This is a genomic window from Dyadobacter sp. OTU695, assembly GCF_038440355.1.
Lineage (GTDB): Bacteria > Bacteroidota > Bacteroidia > Cytophagales > Spirosomataceae > Dyadobacter.
Map to the genome: position 1 here is coordinate 24,599 of NZ_JASATN010000019.1, position 15,465 is coordinate 40,063.

10 protein-coding genes are annotated in these 15,465 nt (G+C 50.9%); 7 read left to right on the top strand and 3 right to left on the bottom strand.

What is annotated here, in order from left to right:
* Positions 1-224: 224 nt before the first annotated feature.
* Positions 225-1,676, bottom strand: a complete 1,452-nt coding sequence (locus AAHB90_RS26185) for a Gfo/Idh/MocA family protein (protein WP_342088190.1) — start codon at positions 1,674-1,676, stop codon at positions 225-227.
* A 65-nt stretch (positions 1,677-1,741) separates the two neighbouring features.
* Positions 1,742-2,044: an SCP2 sterol-binding domain-containing protein gene (locus AAHB90_RS26190; RefSeq protein ID WP_309981111.1), complete on the bottom strand. Its 303-nt coding sequence runs from the start codon at positions 2,042-2,044 to the stop codon at positions 1,742-1,744.
* Between the two features lie 155 nt (positions 2,045-2,199).
* On the opposite strand from AAHB90_RS26190, the gene AAHB90_RS26195 reads away from it, so the two are divergent.
* The 7 genes from AAHB90_RS26195 to AAHB90_RS26225 all read left to right on the top strand — a co-directional run bounded on the left by AAHB90_RS26195 (position 2,200) and on the right by AAHB90_RS26225 (position 13,861).
* Positions 2,200-2,682 (top strand): hypothetical protein, encoded by a 483-nt coding sequence (locus AAHB90_RS26195; protein ID WP_342088191.1) that lies wholly within the window; start codon positions 2,200-2,202, stop codon positions 2,680-2,682.
* 138 nt (positions 2,683-2,820) lie between these two features.
* Complete coding sequence (locus AAHB90_RS26200; protein WP_342088192.1) at positions 2,821-4,938, top strand: peptidylprolyl isomerase; 2,118 nt, start codon at positions 2,821-2,823, stop codon at positions 4,936-4,938.
* A 247-nt stretch (positions 4,939-5,185) separates the two neighbouring features.
* Positions 5,186-6,514, top strand: a complete 1,329-nt coding sequence (xylA, locus tag AAHB90_RS26205) for a xylose isomerase (RefSeq protein ID WP_342088193.1) — start codon at positions 5,186-5,188, stop codon at positions 6,512-6,514.
* Between the two features lie 71 nt (positions 6,515-6,585).
* Entirely contained in the window at positions 6,586-8,313 is a 1,728-nt protein-coding gene (locus tag AAHB90_RS26210) for a tetratricopeptide repeat protein (RefSeq protein ID WP_342088194.1), read from the top strand.
* Positions 8,314-8,555: 242 nt separating this feature from the next.
* Positions 8,556-11,312: a TonB-dependent receptor gene (locus AAHB90_RS26215; protein ID WP_342088195.1), complete on the top strand. Its 2,757-nt coding sequence runs from the start codon at positions 8,556-8,558 to the stop codon at positions 11,310-11,312.
* A gap of 26 nt (positions 11,313-11,338) precedes the next feature.
* A complete protein-coding gene (locus AAHB90_RS26220; RefSeq protein WP_342088196.1) occupies positions 11,339-12,616 on the top strand; it encodes a right-handed parallel beta-helix repeat-containing protein in 1,278 nt (425 codons plus the stop codon).
* A gap of 153 nt (positions 12,617-12,769) precedes the next feature.
* Positions 12,770-13,861: a phytase gene (locus AAHB90_RS26225; RefSeq protein WP_342088197.1), complete on the top strand. Its 1,092-nt coding sequence runs from the start codon at positions 12,770-12,772 to the stop codon at positions 13,859-13,861.
* A gap of 100 nt (positions 13,862-13,961) precedes the next feature.
* Here AAHB90_RS26225 and AAHB90_RS26230 read toward each other — a convergent pair whose 3' ends face one another.
* On the bottom strand, positions 13,962-15,461 hold the full coding sequence (locus tag AAHB90_RS26230; protein WP_342088198.1) for a RagB/SusD family nutrient uptake outer membrane protein: 1,500 nt from the start codon (positions 15,459-15,461) through the stop codon (positions 13,962-13,964).
* Positions 15,462-15,465 lie beyond the last annotated feature (4 nt).

A 15,465-nucleotide genomic window follows, 5' to 3' on the forward strand; every position in this document is an offset into this window, starting at 1 on the left:
GCGCGAAGCTCCCGCTTCGTGCCATCAATACTTTGCCGTTGCATCCCTACGGGATTCGGATTTTGACGCCTCACTTATCTATTCTACCAATGTGACGTGCCTAACGGCACTTCGCTGCGAGATGCCCAGTCGCGTCAGCGACGTAACATTGGTAGAAAACATGCATAACCGATGATCCGCAAAATGCCGTAGGCATGCAACAACAAATGCGGTCTTTCCGGCAATTACCACCCGGTCCGATATTCCCTTTTCACAAACTGGTTCGCCACATCGAAATTGGTAATCTTCATATTCGCACCGTCCCACATCAGCCGCTGCCGGCCCGGGAACGTAAAACCCTTACCATCCGTCTTAGCCTCGCGGTGCAGGTAGGAGCGCACGGCCAGGTTGCCCATGAGCACGATCTCCGTCAACGGGCCCGACTGGTCAAACGAAGAGCTCGTATAAGCCCCATAACCCTTTTTACAAGCCTGCACAAATTGCTGCTGGTGCCCTTGCCAGCCGCCCTGTACCAACGCGCGCGGCTTGGTGGCAATCCGAACGTTCGCAAACTTCTTCTCAGGCCATAGTCTCGGGTTTTCGCCGAACATTTCCGCGCTGATGATGCCTTTTGTTCCAATAAACAACATCCCGCCGTCGACGCTACCGAAAACGGTTTTATAATCACAGCCATCCGGCAATTGCGGGCGCATTCCGCCGTCGTACCAGTTCAGGTTGATTTCTTTTCCGGGTGTTTTGGAAGGGAACTTCAAATGGATATTCGCGGAAGGTGGGGCTACGTCGTCGAAGAATGCCTGCTGAAAGAAATCGGCGTAAACTGACCCGACGCTGCATTCCACGGATGTAGGATAGCCCAATTTCAACGCACGGAAAGGCACATCCAGGAAATGGCAGCCCATATCGCCCAATGCACCGGTACCGAAATCCCAATAACCGCGCCAGCGAAACGGCATATATGCTTCATGATAATCGCGTTTCGGCGCGGTACCGAGCCAGAGATCCCAATCGACCCGGGCAGGAACGGGCTGCGACTCGCCTTTGTCTTTCGGCGATTTCACGCCCTGCGGCCAGACGGGCCTGTCGGTCCATACTTCGATCGTATGCACATCCCCGATCGCGCCCGATTGCACGAGCGCTTCCGTATTGCGTGTGCCATCGCTGCTGCTGCCCTGGTTGCCCATTTGGGTTACTACCTTGAATTTCTTCGCAGCTTCGGTAAGCATCCGGGCTTCCCAGATATCTTTCGTTAAAGGCTTTTCAACATAAACATGTTTCCCCAGCTCCATCGCGGCGATCGCAACGGGGTAATGCATATGATCGGGTGTGGTGACGATAACGGCATCGAAGGTTTTAGCCTCCTTCTCAAACATCTTCCGGTAATCCTTGTAATAAGGCGCATTCGGAAATTGCTTGCGGTACTTTTCAGATTGGCGGTCGTCGACATCACAAAGCGCGACGATGTTCTCCGTACCATTATTATATGCCTGCTTGATATTAAAATCGGCCTTTCCGCCACAGCCGACTGCTGCAATATTGAGCTTGTCGCTCGGAGGGGTAAAACCGCGTCCCAGCACATGGCGGGGAACGATCATAAAACTGCCGGCCGCCAATGCACCGGTTTTGATAAAATCCCTTCTCCTGATGGTATCTCCGGATGCCTTTTCGTGGTTGTCCATGCCTGTGTGATCGTTTGTAGAAAACTGATGGTATCCAGAAAAAAGGCACCCGGCCCGAAAGCCTACTATCGGCGCCCGAAGGTTTCTGCGATCTTCATTGCAACGCCCATATCGCCGTCTATTTTCAACTTGCCGGTCATAAGCGCCATCATGGCGTTCAGGTCGCCGTCGATGAGTTTCAATGCATTTTTCACGGAAACTTCGAAAGTACAATCGGCTTCGCCGTCGGTATTAGAAACGCTGTTGGGTACGGATTTACCATCGACAAACAGGACCCCTTCGTCGGTTACAAATTTGGCTGTGGCATCCAGTCCGCTATCGGTTCCCAGGATGTTTGCAATGCGTTCAGTCAGAATTTGAAGGCTCATAAGTACTGTTTGTTAGAAAGTTTGAGTTTTTATTGGATTAAAAAACGACAAATGTAGGCCGACAGGAAGAATATTCAAATGCCTTTGGTGTTTTCACCGAAAACGGCAAATTTTACAACCATCATCAGAAAACCTGCTGATCTGTTATTAACTGAATGAGTGCACCTGTGAATCGCCCCACGTTCCTTACCGTTTTGTGTTTCCTTACTTTTATGAGTGCCGTTTCGGGCCTATGGACCCAGTCCGAGAGGCTCTGGAACCCCGGCATCACGGCCGACAAAACCCGCGAGACGTTTGAGGCAGTCCGTGAAAACCTGGATCGCCAGGGCAGCACCGCCCAAGCCGAGACAATGGATAAGATGTTCGAGGCTGTGATCGAGCAGACTACGGCCGAGAATATCAAGACCGGAGCCATTATCATGCTGATTTTCGAATCCCTTTCGCTTTACGCAGCTTATCTGATGTGGAACCTGCAACGCAGAGGTTTTTACCTCTACCTGGGCGGCATGGCGGTCGCATTTGCAGCCCCGTTACTGATGATAGGCGGCTGGATGGGTGTCATTACCGCTATGGCCGGTGTATTTTTCAGTATTTTCATGGCGATCCTCTATGCTTTTAATCTGAAACACATGCATTAAAGCCTCAAAACCGTCCTCTTGCTCACCCGGGCCCATCGCGCAACGTCCGGATGTTGCCAATAATTGTAAATAGGATTGTAAGCTCTTGCATTCCATCAAGAAAACTTTTTATTTTGCGCACTAATTTGAATCGAGAAAATGGCTTTAATTAACAAAATCAGAGAAAAATCCGGGATAGCCGTCACGGTTATCGCTATCAGTTTAATTCTTTTTATGGTTGGAGGCGATTTGCTGGGCCCTAATTCCCTCTTGGGCGGCAACGACAACCAAACTGTGGGAGAGATTGCCGGGAAAGAAATTAATATCAAAGATTTTCAAAGCCGGGTGGACGGGTTCCGTCAGAACTACGAAGCACAGTCGGGCCGCAGCCTGAACGAAGGCGAGCTTGCTTCTTTGAGAGATCAGGCCTGGAACCAGTTCGTGGTGGACATTGCTTACAAAAAGCAATATGACAAACTGGGACTGGCGGTAACCGACGAAGAACTGTACGACATGGTACAGGGCAACCACATCAGCCCATCGATTCTGCAAGCATTTTCAGACCCGACTACCGGCCGTTTCGACAAGAATGCCGTAATCAACTATCTGAAAAACCTCAAGACACTTCCTTTGGAACAACAAAAATCCTGGGAGAATTTTGAGAAAAGCCTTCGCGAAGAACGTACCCGTGCAAAATATGAAAACATGCTTCGCCTCTCGACCTACACTCCGAAAGCACAAGCTGAGAAAGAGTACGTAGCGCAAAATACCAAAGCCAGTCTCCGCTACCTGTATGTACCTTTCTTCTCGGTTGTAGATACTACCGTGAAAGTAACCGATGCTCAGCTGGAAGAGTACCTGAGCGCGCACAAGAAAGAATACAAGGGAACCGACACCCGCTCGATTGAATACGTAACATTCCCGGTTCAGCCTGCGAAAGACGACAGCGCCGCATTGTATACCGAAATCAAAGAACTCGCACGCGGCCTGGCCACGGCTCAAAGCGATTCTGCATTCGCGGCCATGAACAGCGATATCCCGACGCCTATCAACCAGTCGTACGCTACCATGAGCGACCAGTTGAAAGAAGCTGTGAAGACATTCGTTCCCGGTGGTGTTTACGGACCTTACCGCGAAGGCAATACCTATTATATCTACAAATACGGTGGAACCCGTTCCGATACCGTTTCGTCTGCCAAAGCAAGCCACATCCTGATCCGTGCTGAAAACCAGTCGGATTCTGCGAAAACAGCCGCCCGTGTGAAAGCGGAAGGCATTCTGGCGCAGATCAAGGCAGGTGCGAACTTCGAAGCATTGGCTGCCACTTCCAGCGCAGATCCCGGTTCGGCACAGCGTGGCGGTGACCTGGGCTACTTTCAGAACAACGGCGCCATGGTGAAGCCTTTTGAAGAAGCAGTGTTCTCGGCAACCGCTCCCGGACTGATCCCACATCTGGTAGAGAGCCAGTTCGGTTTCCACATTATTAAAGTAACGGCTCCAAAATCGAATACGCTGTACCGCATTGCGACAATTGGAAAGACAATTGCTCCAAGCCAGGCTACACGTGACGAAGCTTACAGAAAAGCCGACGAATTTGCCAACACGGTAAAAAGCCGCGAGCAGTTCGAAGAAGCCGTTAAGAAAAACAAAGCACTGGTTCTGGCAAATGCAAACCGCATTCCTGAATCGGCTACCAATATCAATGCGATCCAGAACGCACGTGAAATCGTAAGATGGGCATTCAAGGAAGATACGAAACCTTCTACTGTCTCTCCAGTATTCGAAACCGAAGAACAATATGTAGTAGCTGTTCTGACGGGTAAATCGGATGCGAAAGATGTAAAAGTGGATGACTTCCGCGACGAATTGACCACAAAGGTTCGCAACAAGATCAAAGCTGAGCAGATTACCGCTAAGCTGAAAGGTACAAGCGGCTCACTGGAAGACATCGCCAAAAAATACGGTGCAGGTGCATTGGTTGAATCCGCTAACGACATCTCGCTGGCAACCGGCTTCCTAACCAGCGCAGGCTTCGATCCTATCGCGCTTGGAAAAGCATTCGGTTTGAAGGCCGGACAGAAGTCTGGTGTATTTACCGGCGAAAACGGCGTCTTCATCGTGGAACTGGTTAACAAAACCGACGCTCCTAAGATCGCTGATTTCACTCAGTACAAAACGCAGCTGACCCAATCACTGGAAAGCCGCATGTCATACCTGGTGAACGAAGCCATTCGCGAAAACGCGAAAATCGAAGATCACCGCGCGAAATTCTTCTGATTGAAGTCCAGAAAAATTCAATAAAAAAGAGGAGCAGAAATTAAATCTGCTCCTCTTTTTTATTGACGCTGCAAATTTTTCAGAAAAAAGTGATAGTATTGCAGTATGAAATGTCAATTCTACACTTATTAATTAAAATAGGGAAAAAGGAGGATGGAGGAAAGGGCGGCCCGCACAGGGATGGTTCTCCTGAAAATTACATCCGCCGATTTGTTAAAGCATTCCAAAAACGATTAACTACATTACAATGAGCATTCTACTCGGAGAACAGGAGTATTTTAAGGGTATCGGAAAGATCTCTTTCGAAGGCCCGGAAACCGACAACCCACTAGCTTACCGCTGGTATGACGAAAACCGTGTAATCGCCGGTAAAACAATGAAAGACCACCTGCGCTTTGCAGTGGCTTACTGGCATACATTCTGCGGTGCCGGTCTGGATCCGTTCGGCGGACCAACGCTTTTCTACCCTTGGGACAAAAAGCCTGACGCGGTGGACCGTGCAAAAGACAAAGCGGATGCGGCTTTCGAATTCATTACCAAGCTGGGTTTGCCATACTACTGCTTCCATGATGTAGACGTGGTGGATTACGCCGACGACGTGCGTACCAACGAAAAGCGCCTGCAAGCGCTGACTGCCTATTTGGGTGAAAAACAAAAAGCATCCGGCGTGAAACTCCTCTGGGGAACTGCCAACTTGTTCAGCCACCACCGCTATATGAACGGTGCTTCGACTAACCCTGACTTCGACGTGGTTGCTCACGCAGGTGCGCAGGTGAAAATGGCCCTGGACGCAACCATTGCCCTTGGCGGCGAAAATTACGTATTCTGGGGTGGACGTGAAGGTTATATGAGCCTTTTGAACACCGATATGAAGCGTGAGCAGGAGCACTTTGCCCAAATGCTGAAAATCTCCGTGGCTTATGCCCGTGCAAATGGTTTCAAAGGCAAATTCTTCATCGAACCGAAACCTTGCGAGCCTACCAAGCATCAATACGACTACGATGCGGCAACCGTAATAGGCTTCCTTCGCCAGCACGACCTGCTCGCTGATTTCAGCCTGAACCTTGAAGTGAACCACGCTACACTGGCCGGCCACACTTTCGAGCACGAATTGCAGGTAGCTGCCGACGCCGGCATCCTGGGATCGATCGACGCCAACCGCGGTGACTACCAGAACGGCTGGGATACCGACCAGTTCCCGAACGACATCGCCGAATGGACCCGCGCATTGATCGTGATCCTGAACGCAGGTGGTCTGCAAGGCGGAGGTATCAACTTCGATGCGAAACGTCGCCGCAACTCAACCGACGTGGACGACGTATTCCACGCACACATCGGCGGTATCGATACCGTTGCGCGTGCATTGGTCATTGCCGACAAAATCATTCAGAACGGAGATTACGACAAGATCCGCAAGAACCGTTACGCAAGCTTCGACAGCGGCAAAGGCGCCGACTTCGAAAAAGGTGCATTGAAGCTGGAAGACCTGTTCGACCTCGCTGCAACCAAAGGCGAGCCGGCGACGACTTCGGGCAAACAGGAATACCTCGAAAACCTGATCAACCGGTTCATCTGAGACTAGCAGCAATGTTAACTCAATATTAATTTTCAAAAGCCATTGATGTATTTCAATGGCTTTTGGCATTCATGCAGGCACACCGCCGTAACTTGCATGAAATTAACCCAGCGCTTTCTGCCATGTATACCGGCCGCGCCAAGAAGCATTCACCCTCTCCTATCCTATCCGGCATTATCCTGCTTATGGCCCGGATAATTTCGATATCCTGCATATTTACCCAGACTGCATTTCCCCAAACTAACTTTAAAGAACCGGATCGCGGCATTCAGATGAGTCCGCGGAACCCTGATTCCTTGCTGATTGGCCTGAAAGCCAGTTACAATTCGGCAGTCGGGAAAAGCAACGAAGTGGAGGCTGCTGTCTATTTGCAGCAAATCGGAAGATTGCTTTTCATTTCGGGACATTACCCGCAGTCGCTCGACTATCTGCTGCAAGCCGAGAAGATATTCCGCAACCGGGACGAGAAGAAGATGCTGGCCCTGAACCTGAACATGCTCGGCGAGCTTTATTACCGCACCCGCAGGCCGCAATTGGCCCGGAAACAATACGACGAGGCATTGGCCATTTACCAAAACCTTAAACAGGAATCAGGTAAGGCGGAGATTTACGGGCGCATCGGCCACCTTTACGAAAAGCGCGAAATGTACGACAGCGCCTTCCACTTCCAACGCATGGCCCTGCAATCCTACCAGGTAGACCGACATACGGACGGCGCCGCGAAGATTTACGAAAACATCGGCAGCATTTACGAAGACCTGGAAAAATACGACTCCGCCTATTTCTATTTCAACAAAGCTTATGTGCTCAATGCGCAAACGCACAATACACGCGCACAGGTGGAAGTGGTCAATAACCTGGGCGATGTGCTTCGGAAAACGGGCCGTTTCCGCGAGGGACTGGCTTACAGCATGCAAAGTTTGAAACTCGCCCAAACCAACGGCGAACGTTACCAGATTTCGAGCGCCTATAATGATATTTCCAAAGCCTACAACCTGCTCGCCCGCAACGACAGCGCGTTCCACTACCTCACGCTGAGCCGCAGTCTGCTCAATGACATTTACTCCGAGGAAAGCAACAAGCAGCTCGCATTGCTGCAAACGCTGTATGAAATCGAGAAGAAGGATAATGAAATTGCGCAACTCACCCAGGCGAGGCGCATTGATACGCTTATTTCTATTGCTACGGGCATTGTCGTGATGTTGATTATCGCAGTGGCCGCGCTGATCATCAGCCGGCAGCGCCTCAAAATCCGGAACGAGCAAAAGCTCCGCGCTCAGCATAAGCAGGTGTACGAGGCGCAAAACCTGTTGATGGAAGTTGAATTAAAAAACAAAAAGCTCGAAGAAGAGCACCTTAAACAACAACTCGAAACCAAAACGCAGGAGCTGAGCAGCTATACCCTGCACGTGATCCGTAAAAACCAACTGCTGGAAGACCTCCGTTCGAAACTCGACGAGATGATCAAAGATGACAAGCGCGACCAGCGGAAGCAGATTAAAGCGCTGTCCGAACAAATCGGCGAGGGCTTGCAAGACGACCAGCACTGGGAAGAATTCCGTGGCATATTTGAGCAGGTGCACCAATCGTTTTTCGACCGGCTCCAACAGCAGACCGGCCCGCTCACCGCCAACGACCTGCGGCTGATCGCATTGATCAAAATGAACCTTACCTCCGCCGACATTGCCACGCTCCTCGGCATTTCGCAGGACAGCCTGCGCGTGATCCGCCACCGACTACGCAAGAAACTGAACCTTGCAGCGGGGGATAATCTTTCGGCCTATATCCAGTCGATCTAAGGCGGTTAACGATTTCTTAACAGTGCCGTAACGCAAACATAATGGCGCAACACTTATATTTAATTCACTGAATATCAATTAATTAAATACAAAAACAAACCTTTGTTGCCTTGATGTAACGCCCCAAAATGCCTTGTTGCCCTTTTGTTAACGGGGCTGATTTGGATCACTGAGTTTGTTCTGCACACCTTCGTGTCGTCAACCGAAACGACAAACCGACGGCCGATAACAAATCTCACCTGATGATCCGAATTTACCTGTATACCTTCCTGCTTCTATTCACACTCACCAGCCTGCGAGCCGGTACCCTCAAAGGCAAGCTTTTGGAAGCAGCCACCGGCGAGCCTGCATTGGGCGTGGTGATCTCGATCGAAGGAACCAACCTGCACGATATTTCAGGGCTCGATGGCTCGTTCTCGATCGCTAACCTTCAAAAGGGCTCGTACCGCCTCACCGTCCGCCACATTTCCTATGCTCCCGTACAAAAGGAGTTCGCGATCAATGGGAATGAGGTTGTTCAAATGGAGCTTTCGCTGGAAGCTGCTGCTGGGCTGGGATTGGAAGAGGTAGCGGTCACCGGCAAGCGCGACGGCGCGAGCGACAACACCGCCCGACTCATGGAGCGCAATGCGAGCCAGGTCATGAATATTGTCTCCGGCAAAACGATCCAGATCTCCCCCGACCTCACGGTAGCAAACGTGATCCAGCGTATTTCGGGCATTTCCATCGAACGCAACAGCAATGGCGACGGCCAGTACGCAATCCTGCGCGGCATGGACAAACGTTATAACTACACGCTCGTGAACGGCGTGAAGATTCCGAGCCCCGATAACAAGTACCGCTACGTCCCTCTGGATATTTTCCCCTCCGATCTCCTCGACCGGCTTGAAGTGTACAAGGCATTGACGCCCTCCATGGAAGGCGACGCGATTGGCGGAGCGGTGAATATGGTAATGAAGGATGCGCCCGACAAGTTTACGCTGTCTGCCAATGTTTCAACCGGTTATAACGAGCTTTTTATGGACCGGAAATTCATGGGTTATGATTTTAGAAACATTCAGTCGAAATCCCCTTACGAGCGGAATGGTAACCAGTACAATGCAACCCCGGCCGACTTTTCCACAGCTACTGTTAATTATAAATACAAAAACCCATTACCCAACCTGCTGGGCAGCATCGCGGTAGGAAACCGCTTTCTGCACGACAAGCTCGGCGTCCTGCTCGCGGGAAGTTACCAGAACACCCACCGCGGTAGCAACAGCCTTTTCTTCGACTCCGAGACCACCGACACCCTGCGCGGCGAAGTGCTTACGAAGATGAGCGAGCGTGAGTACTCCGAGCAGCAGATCCGCTATGGTTTGCATTCCAAAATCGATTACCGGATTAATGAGAAGCATAAAATCCAGTTTTACAATGCATTCATGAACCTGACGAATGTACAGGTACGGGATGTGAAAGCTACCCAGCTCACCATCGGCGGCTATGATCCGGTGGCGGGCAATGCAACGCTCAGCTATTCGACCCGCTCGCGGCTAACCCGGCAGCAGATTTTCAATAGCACATTGCAAGGCAATCACCAACTGCTCGATGCACTCGCATTGCAATGGTCGGCGGTGTATTCCAAAGCAACCAACGAGGTACCCGACAATGTGACTGTGCCGCTGATGGGTGTTATGGAGCATTTTCAGGAAAGAAAAACGACCGTCGGCGATGCGTCGCGGCGCTGGGAACACAACTCCGACCGTGATCTATCCGGTTACCTTAATCTGACCTACCATACGACCATGGATCCGGCGCAGGTTGAATGGACAGCGGGTGGCCTGTTCCGCGACAAATCGCGGTCCAACTTCTATAACAACTACCAGCTCCGCCCGGCCGACCCATTTGCAGAATACGGAAAGGATTTTACCGATTACAGCCAGATCCGATGGACGATCCAGAACCCACGCGGCTCGGTAGCGAGTGCATTGAGCTACGATGCTACCGAACAGGTTAAAGCGGGTTTTATCCAATTTAAAGCGGAGACGAAGAACCTGGAAATACTCGGCGGCGTGCGGGCAGAAGCGACCGACCAGGGTTACTCGATGCTTTTCCCTGTTGGCGAAGACCGCCCGAATGGCAAACAGAAATACACCGATATTCTCCCAAGCCTGCATTTGAAATACAAACCCGAAGGCAATGTCAACCTGCGGGCATCCTATTTCCGCTCGATCAACCGCCCGGGCTTTTTCGAAATAGTGCCTTACCGCATTGTGCAGGAAGAGTACCAGGAGCGCGGTAATCCCGATTTGAAACGCGCCATTGCCGATAATATCGACTTGCGCTATGAGTTGTTCCCACGGGCTTCGGAGCAATTTATGGTGGGTGTTTTTTACAAAATGATTAAAGACCCTATTGAATACACATTACAACGCGATGCGATCCGTGGACAGGACATTTATTACTCGCCGGGCAATTTCGGAAATGCGAAAAACTACGGTCTGGAAATCGATTATATCAAATATGTAAAGCAGTTCGGGATCAAAGCCAATTACACCTACACGCATTCGCGCATTACCACGCCTAAGTCCAGGCGCATACGTAACGAGAGCGGTGATTTGGAAACGATCAATGTCGATCAAACGCGACCGCTTTACGGGCAGTCGGCGCATGTGGGCAACCTTTCTATTCTCTACAAAAACCAGGAGAGCGGCATCGACGCCCAGCTGGCGGGCGGGTACACGGGGGAGCGGATCAACACCGTTTCGCAGTTTCTCGACAACGACCTCTGGCAAAAGGGCTTCGTCCAAATGGACGCCTCCCTTGAAAAGACCTTTCGTAATGGCCTCGGAGTGTTCGTAAAAGCCAACAACCTCCTCGACACGCCTATGGAAGTGTACATGAAGAATGTCAGTGCCTCCAATGCCCATATCCCGCACCAGGACCTGCGCGGTAAAACGCTCATCCGCCGCGACCGTTACCAGCGCTCCTACCTGATCGGCGTACGATACAAATTTTAATCATCAGTCATCAAAATTTTAATATCATGAACCAATCCAAAATGAAACAGCTATTCACGCTTTCAGCGCTTGCCGCATTCCTGATCACCGGTTGCAGCGACGACAAATCGGAGCCCATTCCCGTCGATCCAAAGCCCACCGAAGAATCGGTATCCGGGGAACTTTCCGGCACCTGGACCAAAGGCAACACCTATAAGGTGACCGGCCACATCCAGATCCCCGATGGTAAATCGCTCACGATTGAAGAAGGTGTGACAGTACTTTTCAGCGACTCGGTGATCAAGCCGGAGGTGGTTGTGAAAGGTAACCTGTACAGCCTCGGTACTGCCGCCGCGCCTGTGAAATTCACGGTACCAGATGCCTGGAAAACAGCTGGCAACCAGTTTGGCAATCTTTGGGGCGGGCTTATCGCCGGTCCTAATTCGGCTGAATTCGTATTGAGCAATACCATTCTCGAATACGGAGGCGCGGTAACTACCGAAGAATCGCCATCGGTAAAAGCCGGATTGTACAAGGCGGCTGCGGGAGAGCACGTTCCGGTTGTTTATTATCCCAACCTAAACGGCAAGCTGGTAGTGATCAACAGCATTATCCGTAATTTCAATGAAGATGGCTTTTACATCGAAGGCGGTAAAGTGATTATTGCCAACAATACCTTCAACACAACCGGGGTATCAGGTGGCGACGCGATCAATATCAAATCGGGCGTTCAGGCTGATGTTGCATTCAATGTGGTTTATAGCCCTAACACCAATGCATTAAAGCTCTCGAATTCAGGCGACCGCAAGCCGCAAGCGTACATCGTGGGATATAACAACACGATTGTTAATGCCGGTTGGAGAAGGCCTACTACGAAAGGAGGCTCCATCTGGCTGGAAAAAGGCGTTCGTGCAGATCTTTACAATAACCTGCTGGCCAACGACCGCTTCGGTATCAAGAAAGAGAATGTCGACAAGTCGGTGGATGACCGTTCGGTGATTAGTAACTCACTATACTATGGCGCTACCGAAGAGGGAGTGAAACAATTCCAGCCATCCGCCGAGATCCTGAAAGGTGTCAACGACCTGATTTCTGTCAAAGTGGGTGAGAACGATCCCAAATTCGTGAATTATCCATTGACGACCGACAGCAAAAACGCAACTTTCAACACTGCCTGGGACTTCCATTTGCAAGTCGGCTCACCGGCCTTGGGCAAAGGTAAAACCGGTTTCATGCGCCTGTACGGCGACGGCCTTGTAATTAATGGTGTAACCTACAAATCGCCCGCACCTGCCGACTACATCGGGGCGTTTGGGACCAAGTAATTTCATTCAAGTTATACGTGGCACGACGGCATTGTTAGCCTGAGCGGAGTCGAAGGCATCAAGCACGATGTTTCGACTTCGCTCAACATGACAGAGGGCCAGCTTCGCTCAGGCTGACATTCTCAGTTTAGTACATCTCATTCTTCTGACCCATTGAAAGCATTATTCATCCCGGCTCTCGGCCTGGCCGCATCCTTCATTGCCTGCCAGGCCCATCAAAACACCCCCATCCAATCCGCCAAAGCCGACACCGTCAGCGCGGTTATCCAGCCGGTTTTCATTACCGACACCGTTGCGCACGACACCGACGACCCTGCGATCTGGATCAATCCGGCCAACCCGGCCCAGAGCCTGATCATCGGCACGGACAAAGATCAGGACGGCGGCTTATACGTGTTCGACCTGCAAGGCAAATTGCAGCGCGATAAAACCGTAACCGGCCTGAAACGTCCTGATAATGTGGATATCGAGTATGGCCTGTCACTGGGCGGCAAGCCCAGCGATATTGCCGTTACTACCGAACGTTTCACGCACAAACTTCGCATTTACAGCGTGCCCGATATGAAGCCGGTCGACAATGGTGGTATTGAAGTTTTTGTAGGAGAAACAGGCGAGAATGTGCGGGATTTGATGGGCATTGCGCTTTACAAGAACAAATCAGGTAAAATTTACGCTATTGTGGGCCGCAAATCGGGGCCTGTCGACGGGACTTATCTCTGGCAATATCTCCTGGAAGACGATGGTAAAGGCCAGGTAAAAGCATCCCTCGTCCGTAAATTCGGCCAATACAGCGGGTTGAAAGAGATCGAAGCCATTGCCGTCGACGACCAGCTCGGTTATGTGTATTATTCCGATGAAGGCAAAGGCGTTCGCAAGTATTATGCCGATCCTGAAAAAGGCAACGACGAGCTGGCATTATTCGCCACCACCGGGTTCACGGAAGATCATGAAGGCATTTCCATCTACGAGCTCACCGACAGTACCGGTTATATCCTCGTTTCGGACCAGGGCGCCAACAGTTTCCGGATATTTCCTCGAGAAGGAACCTCCGGCAAGCCCAACGAGCACCCTTTATTAAGGAAAGTGACCGTAAAAGCCAGCCACAGCGACGGCTCCGACATAGTCTCCATTCCCCTCAATGCGCAATTTCCCCGTGGCCTTTTCGTAGCCATGAGCGACAACAAGACTTTCCATCTCTACCGCTGGGAAGACATTGCCGGGAAGTATTTGAAATCAATTAAATAACCTCGTTGGCAACAAAGTCAAATAGGCCGTCGGAAATCTCCGGCGGCCTATTTTTTTCTATCTACCATTAAACTGCTAGTTTAACTGATAACCTGTTCTGCTAATATCCTGAGTTCTGTTTCAGATTCGTATTGTTGCGTATTTCGGGCGTAGGGATAGGGAATAGCAGCTCACGTTCGGTCAAGGTAGGACCGTAGGAGAATTTGTGTCCAACGTAATTCTCGAACTTCTTGGTGGTCACATTGTAGGCCTTCCGCAGACGCGCCATATCGAACCAGGTGATGTTTTCGAAACATAGCTCATGCCAGCGTTCCGCCCATACCGCCTCCCGGAATGTGTCTTTGGTAAGACCAGCGAGTGCAGGCAATTCGGCGCGGGCGCGGATCGCGTTCACAGCCTCGTAAGCTTTGGCCGACGGCCCTCCTACCTCGTTGGAAGCCTCCGCGTACATCAGCAGCACGTCGGCATAGCGGATTACCGGCCAGTTCAAGTCACTGTTGGCGCTGCTGGTTTGGGCCACATTATCGAAATGTTTGTAGATAAAGTAGCCTCCCAGATCCACCACCTTGTTACGGTCACTCTCGTTGGTGAATTTGGTAAAGAAGAACTGCTTCTCTTTCGCACGTAAATCCCCGGCTTCGAAAGACTTCACAAAATCACCGGTAGCATAAATACCACCCGTTTCATCGGAATACGCAGAGATATTTTTGTTATAAGGAATAATAGAAACCTGCCAGTTGGAAGGGATCAGCTGGGTTTTGTACTGGATCATGAAGATATTCTCTTCAACGTTCTTCTTGGCCGGGTTATGCAGGTCGTCGTAAGTCGTGAACAGCTTGAATGCCTTCGAGTCGATCACTTCTTCGGCTTTTTTCGCCGCCAGATCATAATAGGCGGCCCCTTTTTGCAACGGATAGCCTGCCATGGTGAGATACACCTTTGCCAGCAGCGATTTCACTGCCCCGAGCGTCACCTTACCGCTATTCTCCGTCATTGGAAGACCCGATGCCTCCGCTGCCTTCAAATCTTCCACAATCTGGTTATAAACTGCTTCCGGTGTGGCCGCTGAGGGGCGCAACTGATCGGATTGCAGGTTAACAGGCGCCGTCACAAGCGGGATATTTCCGAACATCTGCACGAGTTGGAAATAATAGAATGCGCGGAGGAAATAGGCCTCCCCCAGCACCTTCTTCATTTCGGCGGCATCCATGGTAATACCAGGAATCTTCGCAAGCGACAGGTTAGCACCGGCAATACCCTTATAATATTGGGTCCAGTACGTTTGCCCGTAGCCATTGTCCGAAGTATTCCGGAGGTCTTTGATAAAATAGCTGTTCACAGCCTGACCAAGGTCGGTGCCGGCCAAACCGGTCGCGAACTCAGGCATCATCCACGCACCACCACCGAAACCGCTGCTCATAGGCTCGCGCAATGGTGTGTAGATCGCGTTTACGGAGCTGCGTGCGTGCGCGGGCTGCGTAAAATAGTTCTCTTCGGTGAAGTTACTGGGGTCCGACTCATCCAGGAAGTCGGAACATCCTGTCGCCCCAAATAAGCTCAGCATAGCGAGCAAGCCGATTTTCTTTGATATGATTGTCATTTTT